The 17,104-nt window shown below is 54.3% G+C and carries 14 protein-coding genes and 2 pseudogenes; 12 read left to right on the top strand and 4 right to left on the bottom strand.

The window, feature by feature from the left end:
• Positions 1-79: 79 nt before the first annotated feature.
• Positions 80-1,726 carry a Na+/H+ antiporter gene (locus JQN59_RS22195; protein WP_003826634.1) on the top strand — a complete coding sequence of 549 codons (1,647 nt, stop codon included), beginning with the start codon at positions 80-82 and terminating at the stop codon, positions 1,724-1,726.
• 188 nt (positions 1,727-1,914) lie between these two features.
• A complete protein-coding gene (locus tag JQN59_RS22190) occupies positions 1,915-2,406 on the top strand; it encodes an REP-associated tyrosine transposase (RefSeq protein ID WP_149607435.1) in 492 nt (163 codons plus the stop codon).
• A 75-nt stretch (positions 2,407-2,481) separates the two neighbouring features.
• Here JQN59_RS22190 and JQN59_RS22185 read toward each other — a convergent pair whose 3' ends face one another.
• Positions 2,482-3,372: a LysR family transcriptional regulator gene (locus JQN59_RS22185; RefSeq protein ID WP_032942105.1), complete on the bottom strand. Its 891-nt coding sequence runs from the start codon at positions 3,370-3,372 to the stop codon at positions 2,482-2,484.
• 101 nt (positions 3,373-3,473) lie between these two features.
• Between JQN59_RS22185 and JQN59_RS22180 the strand changes: the two genes are divergently transcribed.
• Together JQN59_RS22180 and JQN59_RS22175 are read left to right on the top strand one after the other, a co-directional pair.
• On the top strand, positions 3,474-3,884 hold the full coding sequence (locus JQN59_RS22180; protein WP_003826638.1) for a CidA/LrgA family protein: 411 nt from the start codon (positions 3,474-3,476) through the stop codon (positions 3,882-3,884).
• The gene (locus JQN59_RS22175; RefSeq protein ID WP_003031745.1) at positions 3,877-4,566 is read left to right on the top strand and encodes an LrgB family protein; all 690 of its coding nucleotides are present in this window, start codon (positions 3,877-3,879) and stop codon (positions 4,564-4,566) included. The genes JQN59_RS22180 and JQN59_RS22175 overlap by 8 nt, the downstream gene beginning before the upstream one ends.
• A 45-nt stretch (positions 4,567-4,611) precedes the next feature.
• Here the strand turns inward: JQN59_RS22175 and actP are convergent, their stop codons facing one another.
• From actP to acs, 3 genes are all read right to left on the bottom strand, one after another.
• Positions 4,612-6,261: a cation/acetate symporter ActP gene (actP, locus tag JQN59_RS22170; RefSeq protein ID WP_008786931.1), complete on the bottom strand. Its 1,650-nt coding sequence runs from the start codon at positions 6,259-6,261 to the stop codon at positions 4,612-4,614.
• Positions 6,258-6,572, bottom strand: coding sequence for a DUF485 domain-containing protein (locus JQN59_RS22165; protein ID WP_003031750.1), 315 nt, complete (start codon positions 6,570-6,572; stop codon positions 6,258-6,260). Before JQN59_RS22165 ends, actP begins: the two co-directional genes overlap by 4 nt.
• 242 nt (positions 6,573-6,814) lie before the next feature.
• Positions 6,815-8,773, bottom strand: coding sequence for an acetate--CoA ligase (gene acs / locus JQN59_RS22160; RefSeq protein WP_003826645.1), 1,959 nt, complete (start codon positions 8,771-8,773; stop codon positions 6,815-6,817).
• 434 nt (positions 8,774-9,207) lie between these two features.
• Between acs and nrfA the strand changes: the two genes are divergently transcribed.
• From nrfA to nrfG, 8 genes and pseudogenes are all read left to right on the top strand, one after another.
• A complete protein-coding gene (nrfA, locus tag JQN59_RS22155) occupies positions 9,208-10,644 on the top strand; it encodes an ammonia-forming nitrite reductase cytochrome c552 subunit (RefSeq protein WP_003826647.1) in 1,437 nt (478 codons plus the stop codon).
• 44 nt (positions 10,645-10,688) lie between these two features.
• Complete coding sequence (gene nrfB / locus JQN59_RS22150) at positions 10,689-11,255, top strand: cytochrome c nitrite reductase pentaheme subunit (protein WP_003826649.1); 567 nt, start codon at positions 10,689-10,691, stop codon at positions 11,253-11,255.
• Complete coding sequence (nrfC, locus tag JQN59_RS22145) at positions 11,252-11,923, top strand: cytochrome c nitrite reductase Fe-S protein (protein WP_003031761.1); 672 nt, start codon at positions 11,252-11,254, stop codon at positions 11,921-11,923. The genes nrfB and nrfC overlap by 4 nt, the downstream gene beginning before the upstream one ends.
• Entirely contained in the window at positions 11,920-12,876 is a 957-nt protein-coding gene (gene nrfD / locus JQN59_RS22140) for a cytochrome c nitrite reductase subunit NrfD (RefSeq protein WP_149607434.1), read from the top strand. The genes nrfC and nrfD overlap by 4 nt, the downstream gene beginning before the upstream one ends.
• A gap of 8 nt (positions 12,877-12,884) precedes the next feature.
• Positions 12,885-14,279 (top strand): annotated as a pseudogene (locus JQN59_RS22135) (heme lyase CcmF/NrfE family subunit); the annotation flags it as partial.
• Positions 14,280-14,349: 70 nt separating this feature from the next.
• Positions 14,350-15,354: an IS110-like element IS4321 family transposase gene (locus tag JQN59_RS22130; protein WP_000427623.1), complete on the top strand. Its 1,005-nt coding sequence runs from the start codon at positions 14,350-14,352 to the stop codon at positions 15,352-15,354.
• 249 nt (positions 15,355-15,603) lie between these two features.
• Positions 15,604-16,441, top strand: a pseudogene (gene nrfF / locus JQN59_RS27050) (heme lyase NrfEFG subunit NrfF); the annotation flags it as partial.
• The gene (gene nrfG, locus JQN59_RS22115) at positions 16,438-17,049 is read left to right on the top strand and encodes a heme lyase NrfEFG subunit NrfG (protein ID WP_003826658.1); all 612 of its coding nucleotides are present in this window, start codon (positions 16,438-16,440) and stop codon (positions 17,047-17,049) included. The pseudogene nrfF and the gene nrfG, both read left to right, overlap by 4 nt.
• The last annotated feature ends 55 nt before the right edge of the window (positions 17,050-17,104 follow it).

Below are 17,104 nucleotides of genomic sequence, written 5' to 3'. Positions count from 1 at the left end.
GCGTTACTCTCAATTAGATAGAATTGAGGCACGACGCCTCTCATTAGCAATCATAAGAAACATCGCAAACAGGGAACGCATGGAAATCTTTTTCACCATACTTATCATGACCCTTGTGGTCTCGCTGTCGGGGGTATTTACTCGCGTATTGCCCTTCCAACTTCCTTTACCCCTTATGCAGATCGCCATCGGCGCCTTGCTGGCGTGGCCGACGTTTGGTTTGCATGTGGAATTCGATCCTGAGCTGTTCCTGGTTCTGTTCATCCCGCCGCTGCTCTTTGCCGATGGCTGGAAGACGCCAACGCGTGAGTTTCTCGAGCACGGGCGAGAGATTTTCGGCCTGGCGTTGGCGCTGGTGCTGGTCACGGTGGTCGGCATTGGATTTATGATTTACTGGCTGGTGCCGGGGATCCCTCTCATCCCAGCCTTTGCTCTGGCTGCTGTGCTATCGCCAACCGATGCCGTCGCACTTTCCGGCATTGTGGGAGAGGGACGTATACCGAAGAAAATCATGGGTATCCTGCAGGGCGAAGCGTTGATGAACGACGCCTCCGGTCTGGTCTCTCTGAAGTTTGCCGTCGCCGTGGCGATGGGGACGATGGTGTTTACCGTTGGTGGCGCAACGCTTGAGTTCTTCAAAGTGGCGATTGGCGGCATCCTGGCTGGTTTTGTCGTCAGTTGGCTGTACGGCCGCTCCCTGCGCTTCCTCAGCCGCTGGGGCGGTGACGAGCCGGCAACGCAAATCGTCCTGCTGTTCCTGCTGCCGTTTGCGTCTTACCTGATTGCGGAACATATCGGCGTTTCCGGTATCCTCGCGGCGGTCGCTGCCGGGATGACGATCACCCGTTCCGGGGTGATGCGCCGCGCGCCGCTGGCGATGCGTTTACGTGCTAACAGTACCTGGGCGATGCTGGAGTTTGTGTTTAACGGCATGGTCTTCTTGCTGTTAGGGCTACAGTTACCGGGAATTCTGGAGTCTTCTTTGGCGGCGGCCGAGGCCGATCCGAATGTTGAAATCTGGATGCTGTTTACCGATGTCGTGCTGATTTACGTGGCGCTAATGCTGGTACGTTTTGGCTGGCTGTGGACCATGAAAAAGTTCAGTCTGCGCTTCCTGAAGAAAAAACCGATGGAGTTTGGATCCTGGACGACGCGTGAAATCATGATCGCCTCTTTTGCCGGTGTACGCGGGGCAATTACCCTCGCCGGTGTGCTCTCCATTCCACTGTTGTTACCGGATGGTAGCGGCTTCCCGGCGCGATATGAGCTGATCTTCCTTGCCGCAGGCGTGATCCTGTTTTCGCTGTTTGTCGGCGTGGTGATGCTGCCGATTCTGCTACAACATCTGGAAGTGGCAGACCACTCGCAGCAGCAGAAAGAGGAACGTATTGCCCGCGCCGCCACGGCAGAAGTGGCGATTGTCGCGATCCAGAAAATGGAGGAGCGACTGGCCGCAGACACCGAAGAGAACATCGATAACCAGTTGCTCACCGAGGTGAGTTCACGCGTGATTGGTAACCTGCGCCGACGCGCCGACGGGCGCAACGATGTGGAAAGCTCGATGCAGGAAGAAAACCTCGAGCGACGTTTCCGCCTGGCAGCGCTGCGTTCAGAACGCGCGGAGCTTTATCACCTGCGCGCCACGCGTGAAATCAGCAATGAAACGCTGCAAAAACTACTGCACGACCTGGATTTGCTGGAAGCGCTGTTGATTGAGAACCAATAAACGGTAGCACGATGTAGGCCGGATAAGGCGTTCGCGCCGCATCCGGCGAAAGATGTGCCTGATGGCGCTGCGCTTATCAGGCCTACAAAAAATTATCCATCATGTAATTTGCGAGCCGCTTTCCTGAACTGATCTGCTTGTCTTGTCGATTCCCTCTTTTCTCCATACGGTTGAGAAAAGGGGGAAACATGTCCAACTATCGACGAAATTACATCAATGGGGGAACCTGGTTTTTTACGGTAAATCTGCAGGACCGTCGAAGCCATCTTCTGACTGCCAACATTCACGCGCTTCGGTGTGCAATCGCTGCGGTCAAAAAGGTTAGGCCTTTTCGCATCAATGCGTGGGTCGTTTTACCCGAGCATATGCATTGTATATGGACGTTACCTGGCAATGATGCGGATTATTCCTCTCGCTGGCGGGAAATTAAGAAGCATTTCACCCACTCATTGTCTTCCCGACATATCTGGCAATCTCGCTTTTGGGAGCACACCATCCGTGATGAACATGATTATCGCCAGCATGTTGATTATATTTACATTAACCCAGTGAAGCACGGTTGGGTAAAGCAGGTACAGGCTTGGCCTTTTTCAACATTTCATCGTGATGTGAGGCACGGTTTGTACCCGCAAGATTGGGCAGGTGAAATCATGGATTTTAATGCGGGTGAACGTGCCTGATGCGCTACGCTTATCAGGCCTACAACACCGGCATACCGATGTAGGCCGGATAAGGCGTTAGCCGCATCCGGCATTTTACGACGCTTGCGGTAGCCAAAACCCTTCACAGCATTTGAGCCACGCCTGGGCGCTGTGCGACAGATACACGCCTTCGCGCCAAATCATGCCCAACTGCCAGCGTAAGTCACTCTCCAGAGGGATCCAGCGCAACGTTTGCTTATCCAGCCGCTGGCAAATCGGCTCCGGTAAAATGGCAATCCCGACCCCGGCTTGTACCATTGCCGCCAGAAAATCCCACTGCCCGCTGCGCACCGCGATGCGGGGTTTGACGTTGTGTTGGCTAAACAGCTCAAGCAATTGGCGGCTCAACGCGAAATCTTCGTTGTAGATAAGCAGCGGATGTTCCGCCAGCGCCTCGGGGGAAATGGATTCGCACGTTGTCCACTGACCGGAGCGAGGAACCAACACACAGAGTGGATGGCTAAAAAGCGGTAAGGTTGCCAGACCGCTCTCTTCTTCAACTGGCAGCGCAGTCATCGCGACATCCAGGTCACCGTTCATTACCGCCTGCTGAACGGTTAAGCCGCCAAATTCAGAGACCTTCAGCTCAACGCCGGGATAGCGCTGGCGAAACAGGCCGATCGGCCCAGCCATTAACATCCCCACCATGGGCGGGATACCGAGGCGCAGCACGCCCTTGTTGAGGTGATTTATGTCACTGAGTTCCGCTTCAAGCTGGCGAAACTCGGCAAGGATCGCCAGGCCGCGTTCGAAAACGACCTGCCCGGTGTCGGTTAACAGCAGTCGCCGACCATCGCGGATTAACAGCGTGCAGTTAAGCTCGTCTTCAAGGTTCTTCAACATCTTGCTGATGGTGGGCTGGGTGACAAAAAGCTTCTCCGCTGCGCGGGTAAAGCTCTGCTGACGAACCACTTCAACAAAATATCGCAGCGTTCTGATATCCATGATTATTCCTTAAGACTATGCCTGCAATGAGTTTAATTCATTTCAGTCCTGGAAGGGGGCTCTCTATACTGGCGCTCTCTATTTTTTAAGGACATACCCTCATGGCTGTGGCGATAAGCCGCGTGACGCCTGCCGTTATTCATCGACTCCAGATTCCTGTTCAGGTTCTGTTGTACGCAGGTCTTTTTGTATTTGCTCAATATCTTGTCTCCTGGCTGCATCTGCCGCTTCCCGCCAACCTGGTCGGGATGGTGCTGATGCTGGCGTTAATTGTCTGTCGGGTTATCCCGCTGAACTGGATTCGCGCAGGTGCTCGCTGGTTACTGGCTGAAATGCTGCTGTTTTTTGTCCCGGCGGTGGTCGCCGTTGTGAACTACACGCAGCTGTTGCTGGTTGATGGCTGGCGTATATTTGCCGTGATTGCGATCAGTACGCTGATGGTGCTCGGCGCAACGGCGTGGGTGGTGGATAAAGTGTATCGCTATGAAATGCGCAGGCTAAACCGTGAGTAATTTCCAGTTAAGCGTGTTGTGTCTGGTGATTACGCTGGGTATCTACTTTGCCAATAAGCGCCTGTATCGCCGTTTTCGTAAATTACCCCTGATGCCATTAGTTCTCACCCCGGCCCTGCTGGTGCTGATGTTGGTTTTCGGCCATATCTCATGGCAAAACTATATTGGTGAATCGCACTGGTTGTTGTGGCTGTTAGGCCCGGCGACCATCGCCTTTGCCGTTCCGGTGTATGACAACCTTGCCGTGATTAAGCGTCACTGGATGTCGCTGACGGCGGGCGTGGTAACGGCAACGCTGGTGGCCGTCACCAGTTCCGTATGGCTGGCGCGCCTGTTTATGTTGCCTGATGAGATCCAACGCAGTCTGGCGGTGCGCTCCGTCACCACACCGTTTGCGCTGGCGGCGGCAGAACCGTTGGGCGGGCAGCCGGACCTGGTGGCATTGTTCGTGGTGGTGACCGGCGTATTTGGTATGGCGGTCGGCGATGTGCTGTTTTTACGGCTTTCCATTCGTGAAGGGATGGCGAAAGGCGCAGGATTTGGCGCAGCATCGCACGGCGCAGGCACGGCACGCTCTTATGAACTCGGTCAGCAGGAAGGGGTCGTTGCCAGCCTGGTGATGATGCTTTCCGGCGTGGTAATGGTGCTGGTGGCACCGCTGGTGGCGAGGCTGATGTTCTGAGAAAGGATGTAATCCTCCGGCCCGAAAGCCGGAGGAGAAGGGAAGTTAGTGCGCGCGACCTTGTTCTACGCCGTACCCGGTCTGGGAACGGATGAACTGAGCACGGAACTGCTCGCGTTCGCGGTTGCCTTCTTCTGAGTTGTCGGTGGCAGAGAAGAACCAGATCCCGAGGAATGCTACGCTGATGGAGAACAGCGCCGGATACTCATACGGGAAAATGGCTTTTTCGTGACCGAGGATCTGGACCCAAATCGTTGGACCAAGAATCATCAGCACCACTGCCGTCAGCAGGCCTAACCAGCCACCCAACATTGCGCCACGCGTGGTCAGTTTCGACCAGTACATAGAGAGCAGAATGATGGGGAAGTTACAGCTCGCCGCGATGGCGAACGCCAGGCCGACCATGAAGGCGATGTTCTGGTTTTCGAACAGCACGCCGAGCACGATGGCAATCACGCCCAGCACCAGCACGGTGATTTTCGAAACCCGCAGCTCTTCACGTTCGGTGGCGCCTTTGCGGAACACGTTGGCGTACAGGTCGTGAGACACTGCCGATGCGCCCGCCAGCGTCAGACCGGCAACCACCGCCAGAATGGTGGCAAACGCCACGGCTGAGATGAAGCCGAGGAACAGGTTACCGCCCACCGCATTCGCCAGGTGAACCGCCGCCATGTTATTACCGCCAATCAGCGCGCCCGCAGCATCTTTGTACGCCGGATTTGCACCTACCAGCATGATTGCGCCAAAGCCGATGATAAAGGTCAGGATATAGAAATAACCCATAAAACCGGTGGCGTAGAACACGCTCTTACGTGCTTCACGGGCATCGCTAACCGTGAAGAAGCGCATCAGGATGTGCGGCAAGCCCGCCGTACCAAACATCAGGCCGAGACCTAACGACAGTGCGGAGATTGGGTCTTTTACCAACCCGCCCGGGCTCATAATGGCTGAACCTTTCGGGTGTACCGCCATCGCTTCGGTGAACAGATTATTGAAGCTAAAGCCGACGTGCTTCATCACCATAAAGGCCATAAAGCTGGCACCGAACAGCAACAGTACGGCTTTGATGATCTGTACCCAGGTGGTCGCCAACATGCCGCCAAACAAAACGTACATCATCATCAGCACGCCAACCAGTACGACAGCGATGTGATAGTTCAGACCAAACAGCAGCTCAATCAGCTTACCTGCACCAACCATCTGCGCGATCAGATACAGCGCAACCACCACCAGGGAACCACAGGCGGACAGAATACGGATTGGCCCTTGCTTCAGACGATAAGACGCAACGTCTGCAAAGGTGTAACGACCCAGGTTACGCAAACGCTCAGCAATCAGGAACAGGATAATTGGCCAGCCGACCAGGAAGCCGAGTGAATAGATCAGCCCGTCATAACCGGAGGTAAAGACCAGCGCGGAAATCCCGAGGAACGATGCCGCCGACATATAGTCGCCCGCAATCGCCAGCCCGTTCTGGAAACCGGTGATGTTACCGCCAGCGGTGTAATAGTCATTGCGCGAACGTACGCGCTTTGACGCCCAGTAGGTAATGCCGAGCGTAAAGATGACGAAAATCAGGAACATAATAATCGCCTGCCAGTTGGTTGGCTGGCGTTGGACTGCACCGCTAATAGCATCCGCCGCGTTTGCGGCGAAGGGCAGCGTGGCGGCAAGCGCCGTCAGGACTCTCTTCATGATGCTTTAACCTCGTGCAAAACCGCATTGTTCAGGCGATCGAATTCACCGTTTGCCCGCCAGATGTAGATCCCGGTCAGGATGAAGGAGATAAGGATCACACCGACCCCAATCGGAATACCGCGGGTGACGCTGGTTCCCGCGTGTAGCGGAGTACCCAGCCAGCCCGGCGCAAAGGCAATCAATAATATAAAGCTGATATAAACTGCCAGCATGATGATGGACAGAATGGTGGCAAACCGTTGCCGTTTTTCTACTAACTCCCTGAAACGCGCACTGTCTTCTATCCGCTGATAAATTTGGTCATTCATCACAGAGCTCTCCAGAGGTCCCCCTGCGTCTTTCGTGCTACAGGTTCGTTGGCCGCACTCGCCCACCCCAGTCACATAGTGAACTATGCTCTTGGGGATGTGCTCGCTTGCCGCCTTCCTGTAACACGAAATCCTTTGGGGGAGGTTTTTTATATTTCCCTCCCGGTGAAGAGAGGGTAGGGTCAGATTTGTAGGCCGGATAAGACGCTTTCGCGTCGCCATCCGGCATTTTCAGGACTTTGTTATGATGGCATCGCGATGGCCTGCTTCTCTTCGAGCAGTTTCTCCACGACGCCAGGATCGGCGAGGGTCGAGGTATCGCCCAGATTGCTGGTATCGCCCGCCGCGATTTTGCGCAGGATGCGGCGCATGATTTTGCCGGAGCGGGTTTTCGGCAGTGAGTCGGTCCAGTGCAGCACGTCTGGCGTTGCCAACGGACCAATTTCTTTACGCACCCAGTTGCGAACCTCGGCGTACAACTCAGGTGACGGCTCTTCACCGTGATTCAGCGTGACGTAGGCGTAGATCGCCTGGCCTTTAATATTATGCGGAATTCCCACCACCGCGGCTTCGGCAATCTTCGGATGCGACACCAGCGCCGATTCGATTTCAGCCGTTCCCAGACGGTGGCCAGAGACGTTCAGCACATCGTCCACACGTCCGGTAATCCAGTAATAGCCATCTTCGTCACGGCGCGCGCCGTCGCCGCTGAAGTACATATTCTTGAAGGTAGAGAAGTAGGTTTGCTCAAAGCGTTCGTGATCGCCAAACAGCGTTCTCGCCTGGCCTGGCCACGAGTCGGTAATCACCAGGTTACCTTCCGTCGCGCCTTCCAGTGGATTACCTTCGTTATCGACAATCGCAGGCTGTACGCCAAAGAATGGACGGGTTGCAGAACCGGCTTTCAGCTCGGTAGCGCCCGGCAGTGGGGTGATCATGAATCCCCCGGTTTCGGTCTGCCACCAGGTATCGACGACCGGACATTTTTCGTTGCCGATCTTCTTCCAGTACCACTCCCACGCTTCCGGGTTGATCGGCTCGCCAACGGAACCCAGGATACGCAGCGACGAACGGTCAGTACCTTCAATCGCTTTGTCGCCTTCTGCCATCAGTGCGCGAATGGCGGTCGGTGCGGTATACAGAATATTGACCTGGTGCTTGTCCACAACCTGTGACATACGCGCAGGCGTTGGCCAGTTTGGTACGCCTTCGAACATCAGCGTGGTTGCGCCGCAGGCCAGCGGACCGTACAGCAGGTAGCTGTGTCCGGTTACCCAACCCACGTCAGCGGTGCACCAATAGATATCGCCTTGATGGTAATCAAACACGTACTTAAAGGTGGTTGCAGCGTAGACCAGATACCCGCCGGTAGTGTGCAGCACGCCTTTCGGCTTGCCGGTTGAACCGGAGGTATACAGGATAAACAGCGGATCTTCCGCGTTCATCTCTTCCGGTTGGTGTTCTGAGCTGGCTTTCTCGATAAGATCGGACCACCACAGGTCACGGCCTTCCTGCCACTCCGTTTTACCACCGGTACGTTTGAGGACGACCACATGTTCAACGGTTTTCACGTTCGGGTTTTTCAGCGCATCATCGACGTTCTTTTTCAACGGGATAGCGCGTCCGGCGCGTACGCCTTCATCGGCGGTGATCACCAGGCGTGAATTAGAGTCGATGATACGTCCGGCGACGGCTTCCGGTGAGAAACCACCGAAGATGACAGAATGCACGGCCCCTATGCGGGCACAGGCCAGCATGGCAACCGCAGCCTCTGGCACCATCGGCATATAAATGGCCACCACGTCACCTTTTTTAATGCCTAAATCCAGTAGCGTATTGGCGAAACGGCAGACATCGCGATGCAACTCGCGATAGGTAATGTTTTTGCTTTGGGTAGCGTCATCGCCCTCCCAGATAATGGCGGTACGATCGCCGTTTGCCTGCAGATGACGGTCAAGGCAGTTTGCGGCCAGGTTCAGGGTGCCGTCTTCGTACCATTTAATAGACACGTTGCCTGGTGCGAAGGAGGTGTTCTTCACCTGGCTGTACGGCTTGATCCAATCAAGAATCTTTCCCTGCTCGCCCCAAAATGTGTCGGGTTCGTTAACGGATTGCTGGTATTTCTCTGCGTACTGCTCCGGATTTATCAGGCAACGATCCGCAATGTTTGCGGGAATAGCGTGTTTATGTATTTGGCTCATGGCTTTTGTTCTCCTTGTAGGATGTTAATAATATGTCTCATAAACGTTAAATGTAGGGGCTTTGAGAGTTTTGTTTAGTATTTGCGCGGCAGATCACGCAATAAACGAATTGTGCAAATTAGCGACAAACTGAATTTTGAAGGGAACTAGCAAAAATTGATTAAATCTCGCGATAACATGCAGTTATCTAAAGGATTGTTGAAAAGGTGATCTGTCTCTGAATTAGACAAAAGAGTGAGAGATTAGAGGGGTGTTATAACTCTAAAGTGGTATTTTACATACACTTACAATTGATTAAAAACAACATTTTCAGTGTGGTTTCTTGTTACAAATAGGGTGGAGCAATGTCATGACAGTATTCGTGTGGTTGCTGTTGTGGAAAACAATAAAAGAACCGCCATTGCAGATAATGGCGTCATCTGGATGAGACCCCTATGGCAAGGATAAAATCACGCGTACGCCGTTTCTTCAGCCTGTTATTACCTTTATTATTTATTTCTGCTGTTCACGCTGAACAAACTTCTGTACCTGCAAAAACCGTCACCGTTGAAGCGAAGAATGAAACCTTCGCACCTCAGCATCCCGATCAATATCTCTCCTGGAAAGCCACGTCTGAGCAATCAGCCCGTGAAGATGCACTGGCAGAAGATCCGCGTCTGGTGATCCTGTGGGCGGGATACCCATTCTCGCGCGATTACAACAAACCGCGGGGACACGCGTATGCCGTGACCGATGTCCGTGAAACCTTACGTACCGGCGCACCAAAAACGGCAGAAGATGGTCCGTTGCCGATGGCCTGCTGGAGCTGTAAAAGCCCGGACGTAGCGCGTCTTATCCAGAAAGACGGTGAAGATGGCTACTTCCACGGTAAATGGGCGCGCGGCGGTCCGGAAATTGTTAACAACCTCGGTTGTGCGGATTGCCATAATACCGCGTCACCAGACTTCGCCAAAGGCAAGCCAGAACTGACCCTGTCGCGTCCTTATGCAGAACGCGCGATGGAAGCCATCGGTAAACCGTTTGAGAAAGCCGGTCGCTTTGACCAGCAATCCATGGTCTGCGGCCAGTGCCACGTGGAATACTACTTCGACGGTAAAAACAAAGCCGTTAAGTTCCCGTGGGACGACGGCATGAAAGTCGAGAACATGGAGAAATACTACGACAACATTGCTTTCTCTGACTGGACCAACTCTCTGTCTAAAACGCCGATGCTGAAAGCGCAGCACCCGGAGTATGAAACCTGGAGCGCGGGCATTCACGGCAAGAACAACGTGACCTGTATCGACTGCCACATGCCGAAAGTGCAAAACGCGGAAGGCAAGATCTACACCGACCATAAGATTGGTAACCCGTTCGATAACTTCCCTCAGACCTGCGCGAACTGCCACACCCAGGACAAAGCGTCCCTGCAAAAAGTGGTCGCCGAGCGTAAACAGGCCATTCATGACCTGAAAATCAAAGTTGAAGATCAGCTGGTTCGTGCGCACTTCGAAGCGAAAGCCGCATGGGATGCGGGCGCGACTGAAGCGGAAATGAAGCCGATTCTGGAAGATATCCGTCACGCACAATGGCGCTGGGACCTGTCTATCGCCTCACACGGTATTCATATGCACGCCCCGGAAGAAGGTCTGCGGATGCTGGGTAGCGCAATGGATAAAGCCGCCGACGCGCGTACCAAACTGGTCCGTCTGCTGGCGACCAAAGGCATCACGCATGAAATTCCGTTGCCGGATATCTCGACCAAAGAGAAAGCCCAGGCGGCGATTGGTCTGAACATGCAGCAAATCAATGCTGAGAAGCAGGACTTCATCAAAACGGTGATTCCGCAGTGGGAAGATCAGGCGCGTAAAAACGGTCTGTTAAGCCAATAACCCCATTTCGCCCCGCAAGGGGCGGATAACTCAACGGAGTGAATATGAGCGTATTACGTTCGTTATTAACTGCTGGGGTGCTGGCGTCAGGCTTGTTATGGAGCCTGAGTGGAATCACTGCCACGCCAACGCCGCAGGAGTCGGATCAACGCTGGACGGTTACCCAACAGCGTAATCCGGATGCTGCCTGTCTGGACTGTCACAAGCCGGATACCGAAGGCATGCATGGTAAGCATGCGGAAGTCATCAACCCGAATAACAAACTGCCGGTCACCTGCACTAACTGTCACGGCCAGCCATCACCGAACCACCGTGAAGGGGTGAAAGATGTGATGCGCTTTAATGAGCCGATGTACAACGTGGAGCAGCAGAACAGCGTCTGTATGTCCTGTCACCTGCCTGAGCAGCTGCAAAAAGCGTTCTGGCCGCACGATGTCCACGTAACCAAAGTGGCGTGTGCCAGCTGTCACTCACTGCATCCGAAGCAAGACACGATGCAAACGCTGAGCGATAAAGGACGGATCAAGATTTGCGTCGATTGCCACAGCGATCAGCGTAACAATCCGAACTTTAACCCGGCGTCGATTCCGTTGCTTAAGGAGCATCCATGAGTTGCTCTCGTCGCCAGTTTATCACCGGCGTCGGCGCGCTGGTGGCAGTGAGCGGGACGGCGGGGCGCGTTGTGGCGAAGACGCTGAACATCAACGGCGTGCGTTACGGTATGGTACATGATGAGTCATTATGCATCGGCTGTACGGCCTGTATGGATGCTTGTCGCGAAGTCAACAACGTGCCGGAAGGCGTATCGCGTCTGACGATTATTCGCAGTGAGCCGCAAGGAACGTTTCCTGATGTGAAGTATCGCTTCTTCCGTCATTCGTGCCAGCACTGCGACCACGCTCCCTGCGTTGACGTCTGCCCGACGGGGGCATCGTATCGCGATGCCGCCAGCGGCATTGTGGATGTGAACCCGGACCTTTGCGTTGGCTGCCAGTACTGCATTGCCGCGTGTCCTTATCGCGTGCGCTTTATCCATCCGGTGAGCAAAACGGCGGATAAATGCGATTTCTGTCGGAAAACCAACCTGAAAGCGGGCAAACAGCCCGCCTGCGTTGAGTCATGTCCGACGAAGGCGCTGACGTTTGGTAATCTGGACGATCCCAACAGCGATATCTCCCGTTTGTTGCAGCAGAAAACGACCTACCGTTACAAGCTGGCGTTGGGTACAAAACCGAAGGTCTACCGCGTTCCCTTTAAATTTGGGGAGGTGAGCCAATGACATCCGCTTCTGCATTTCATTTTGAATCACTGGTGTGGGACTGGCCCATTGCCATCTATCTGTTCCTGATAGGTATCTCTGCCGGACTGGTCACGCTGGCGATTCTGCTGCGTCGCTTCCATCCGGAGGCGGGCGGTTCGGACAGCACGCTGCTGCGCACTACGCTGGTGTTAGGGCCGGGGGCGATTATCCTCGGTCTGTTGATTCTGGTGTTCCACCTGACGCGGCCATGGACTTTCTGGAAACTGATGTTCCACTACAGCTTCACTTCGGTGATGTCGATGGGGGTCATGCTGTTCCAGTTGTACATGGTGGTGTTAGTGCTGTGGCTGGCAAAAATCTTTGAAAAAGAAGTGATTGCCCTGCAACAGCGTTGGCTGCCGCGGTTAGGGATCGTGCAGAAAGTATTGACGCTGATCGGGCCTTTCCATCGTGCGCTTGAGACGTTAATGCTGGTGCTGGCGGTCCTGCTCGGGGCGTACACCGGCTTTCTGCTGTCGGCGCTGAAATCTTACCCGTTCCTGAATAACCCGATCCTGCCGGTGCTGTTCCTGTTCTCTGGGATCTCCTCCGGCGCCGCGGTGGCGCTGATCGCCATGGCGTTACGCCATCGTAGCAACCCGCACAACACCGAAGCGCACTTTGTGCATCGTATGGAAGTCCCGGTGGTATGGCTGGAGATCTTCCTGCTGGCGGCGTTCTTTGTTGGTCTGGCGCTGGGCGATGACGGCAAAATGCGCGCGCTGGCGGCGGCACTGGGCGGTGGATTCTGGACCTGGTGGTTCTGGTTTGGCGTGGCTGGGCTTGGGCTGATACTGCCGATGCTGCTAAAACCCTGGGCCAACCGCAGTTCGACATTTCATGGCGTGCTGGCAGTCTGCGGCGCCAGCCTGACCGGCGTACTGCTGCTGCGATTTTTTATACTCTATGCGGGTCAGCTAACCGTTGCGTAAGGTGATATCTGGACGTTCTCCTTCCTGAAGCCGGTTTTCTGGCGCTGTTATTAAGCCTTGGGGTCAACGTGTTGACCCCGCTTGCCGTGCTGGTGGGTGTCCGCCAGCGCTGGCAAGGGGTGATGCGGCTTGCAACGGTGGGCGTGTGGGCGCAATTTACCCTGCTACTGCTGGCTTTTGCCATTCTGGTATTCTGCTTTTTGACCAGCGACTTTTCGGTGGTCTACGTTGCTCAGCACAGCTACAGCCTGCTGCCGTGGGGATTAAAACTGGCGGCGGTGTGGGGCGGTCATGAAGGATCGCTGCTGCTGTGGGTGCTGTTTCTTTCCGGCTGGAGCGCGCTGTTCGCTTTACGCTATCGGCGTGATACCGACGCGCTGTTTCCGCTGACGCTCAGCGTCCTTTCAATGATAACGGCCCTGCTGCTGCTGTTTGTGGTGGTATGGTCCGATCCGTTCGTGCGCATCTTCCCGCCAGCCATTGAAGGGCGCGACCTTAACCCGATGCTGCAACATCTCGGGTTAATCCTCCATCCACCTCTGCTGTATCTGGGTTACGGTGGTTTGATGGTGGCGGCAGGCGTGGCGCTGGCCTCGCTGCTACGTGGTGACTTTAATGCGCAGAGCGCCTGGGTGTGCTGGCGCTGGGCGCTGCCCGGCTGGTGCGCGCTGACGCTGGGGATTATCCTCGGCTCCTGGTGGGCCTATTGCGAGCTGGGCTGGGGCGGCTGGTGGTTCTGGGACCCGGTTGAAAATGCCTCCTTATTGCCCTGGCTTTCCGCCAGCGCGCTGCTGCATAGCCTGTATATCACGCGCCAGCGCGGAATCTTCCGCCACTGGTCCCTGCTACTGGCGATCGTCACGCTGATTTTATCGCTGCTTGGGACGCTGATTGTACGTTCCGGCATTCTCGTTTCGGTGCATGCTTTCGCGTTGGATAACGTCCGCGCCGCGCCGCTGTTTGCGCTGTTTACCGTGTTGAGTCTGGCGTCGCTCGGGCTGTACGCCTGGCGGGGCCAGCAAGTCCGGCAGAATGCGCGTTTTGGCGGTTGGTCACGCGAGATGCTGATTCTGGTTGCGCTGCTGCTCTTTAATGCGGTGCTGCTGATTGTGTTGATTGGCACGCTCTACCCGATGATTTACGGGCTGTTCGGCTGGGGACGGCTCTCCGTAGGCGCACCGTACTTTAACCGCGCTACGCTGCCCTTTGGCCTGCTGATGCTGCTGGTTATCGTGCTGGCAACGGTCAGAAGCCGCAACGTGTCTTTCCGCATCCAGCTTCCGGCACTGCTGGCGCATGCCGGGGTGCTGGTGTTTGCGGCGGGGATCGTCTTTTCCAGCGGTAGCCGTCAGGAGATAAGCCTGAACCTGAGCCCTGGGCAGCAGGTTGAACTGGCGGGTTACATTTAATGAGATGGTCACTCCCTCCTTCCCGGTACTATGCTGAGGACAGGCTTTCATTCGGAGAACTATCATGGAAAACATTGCGCTCATTGGTATCGATCTGGGTAAAAACTCTTTCCATATTCATTGCCAGGATCGTCGCGGGAAGGCTGTTTACCGTAAAAAATTTACCCGGCCAAAGTTGATCGAATTTTTGGCGACATGCCCCGCTACAACCATCGCAATGGAAGCCTGTGGCGGTTCTCACTTTATGGCACGCAAGTTGGAAGAGTTGGGGCATTCCCCAAAGCTGATATCACCACAATTTGTCCGCCCGTTCGTTAAAAGCAATAAAAACGACTTTGTCGACGCCGAAGCTATTTGTGAAGCTGCATCGCGTCCGTCTATGCGTTTTGTGCAGCCCAGAACGGAATCTCAGCAGGCAATGCGGGCTCTGCATCGTGTCCGTGAATCCCTGGTTCAGGATAAGGTAAAAACAACCAATCAAATGCATGCTTTTCTGCTGGAATTTGGCATTAGCGTTCCCCGAGGAGCTGCCGTTATTAGCCGACTGAGTACCATTCTTGAGGATAATAGTTTGCCTCTTTACCTCAGCCAGTTATTGCTGAAATTACAACAGCATTATCACTATCTTGTTGAGCAGATTAAAGATTTGGAATCCCAGTTGAAACGAAAGTTGGACGAAGATGAGGTTGGACAGCGCTTGCTGAGCATTCCCTGCGTCGGAACACTGACAGCGAGTACTATTTCAACTGAGATTGGCGACGGGAAGCAGTACGCCAGCAGCCGTGACTTTGCGGCGGCAACAGGGCTTGTACCTCGGCAGTACAGCACGGGAGGTAGGACGACATTGCTGGGAATTAGTAAGCGAGGTAATAAAAAGATCCGAACTTTGTTGGTTCAATGTGCCAGGGTATTCATACAAAAACTGGAACACCAGTCTGGCAAATTGGCCGATTGGGTCAGGGATTTACTGTGCCGGAAAAGCAACTTTGTCGTCACTTGTGCTCTGGCAAACAAGCTGGCCAGAATAGCCTGGGCCCTAACGGCACGACAGCAAACTTATGTAGCATAACGGCAGAAATACACCGGTTTAAAGAATTACTGATCTGGTTTTGCGAATACTGATATTGATGATACTAACGGCCCACCGGCCTGTTGAGGAACCTGTAAAACGGAAAGGCTCATTGAAGCCGTATATTTTCTGGAGGTTCATCAGGCGCGGAACTCATCAAGGCGCGGGAATAAAATCCCATTCAGACGCCGGATAGATTCAAGCAAGCCAACTTGTCGTCAAAATCGGTGTTGCAAAAACGGGAGTGACCATAGATTCCGTTTTGAGCGTCTCGACCTGGAAGCCAAAGGTAACTACACCAGTGAAAAAGCGCAGATCACGCTGTGGCACAATGAGAAACGTATTGGCAGCCTGCAACCTGAAAGGCGCTTCTATGCCGCGCGCCGTCAACAGATGATGGAGCCGGGGATCCGCTGGAACCTGATGCATGACTGGTATGCGGTAATGGGTGAAAAAACCGGACCTGACCGCTATGCCATGCGTTTGTACGTGCAGACCGGCGTGCGCTGGATTTGGGGTGGGGGACTATTAATGGTCTTTGGCGCGCTGCTGAGCGGATGGCGAGGGAGAAAGCGCGATGCGTAAATTAATTACAACGTTGCCGGATGGCGGCGTAAACGCCTTATCCGGCCTACAGGTAGCGCGAACCGTAGGCCGGATAAGCGCAGCGCCATCCGGCAAAAAGTTTTTACTCTTAACGCTCGTCCTGTTTTTCATCACTTTCGCTACACATGCCCAGGTTGTGGATACCTGGCGCTTTGAAAATCCGCAACAGCAGGAACAAGCGCTGTCCATTGCCAGCCAGCTTCGCTGCCCACAGTGTCAGAACCAAAACCTACTGGAATCCAATGCGCCGGTAGCGGTCAGTATGCGCCATCAGGTTTATAGCATGGTGGCGGAGGGGAAAAGCGAAGCCGAGATCACGACATGGATGACCGAGCGTTACGGTGACTTCGTTCGTTATAATCCGCCGCTGAATGAGCAAACGCTGCTGCTGTGGGCGTTACCGTGCCTGTTGTTATTGCTGGTAGGCGTGGTGGTCTGGCGAGTGAGAAGACGTCAGCATACGGAGGAAGGTGAACAATGAACCAGTCCGAACCGCTGTTACGCCCAATGCCTGTGAAGCGGCTGACCGCTGCGGCGGTGCTGATGGTTGTGGCCTGCATTGGAGGCTACTTGTTGACGCCAAAATGGCAGGCGGTTCGTCAGGAGCAAACGAGACTGGCAGACCCTTTACATGCTTTCTCCGATGAAAATGTTCAGGAAAAACAGTTGCTTTTGCTGCAATCGCAGATTCGCGCTAATCCCCAGGACGGCGTGAAATGGGCGCAACTCGGGGAGTACTATCTTTGGCAAAATGCGTATCATAATGCGCTGCTGGCCTACGAACAGGCGCTGCGTGTCGGCGGTGAAAATGCTGAGATCTATTCAGCGATGGCAACGGTATTGTATTACCAGGCCGGACAACATATGACGCCGCCCACTCGCGAGATGATTGATAAGGCTCTGGCGCTGGACCCGGCAGAGGTCACCGCGCTGATGCTGTTAGCCTCAGATGCGTTTATGCAGGCAGACTACGCCCAGGCTATTTCAGTGTGGCAAAAGGTTATGGATTTAAATTCGCCTAGGGTGAACCGGGCACAGCTCGTTGACTCTATTAATATGGCGAAGTTATTGCAGAATCGGCAAAAATAAATTTGTTTTTTTTGTGATTTGTATCATTTGGCCTGTTTAAAAAACAGGCAAACGA

This window comes from Citrobacter sp. B72 (genome assembly GCF_016894305.1).
Classification (GTDB): domain Bacteria; phylum Pseudomonadota; class Gammaproteobacteria; order Enterobacterales; family Enterobacteriaceae; genus Citrobacter; species Citrobacter portucalensis.
The sequence above is the reverse complement of the archived record's forward strand: the minus strand, read 5'-3'. Positions and strand labels throughout refer to the sequence as shown.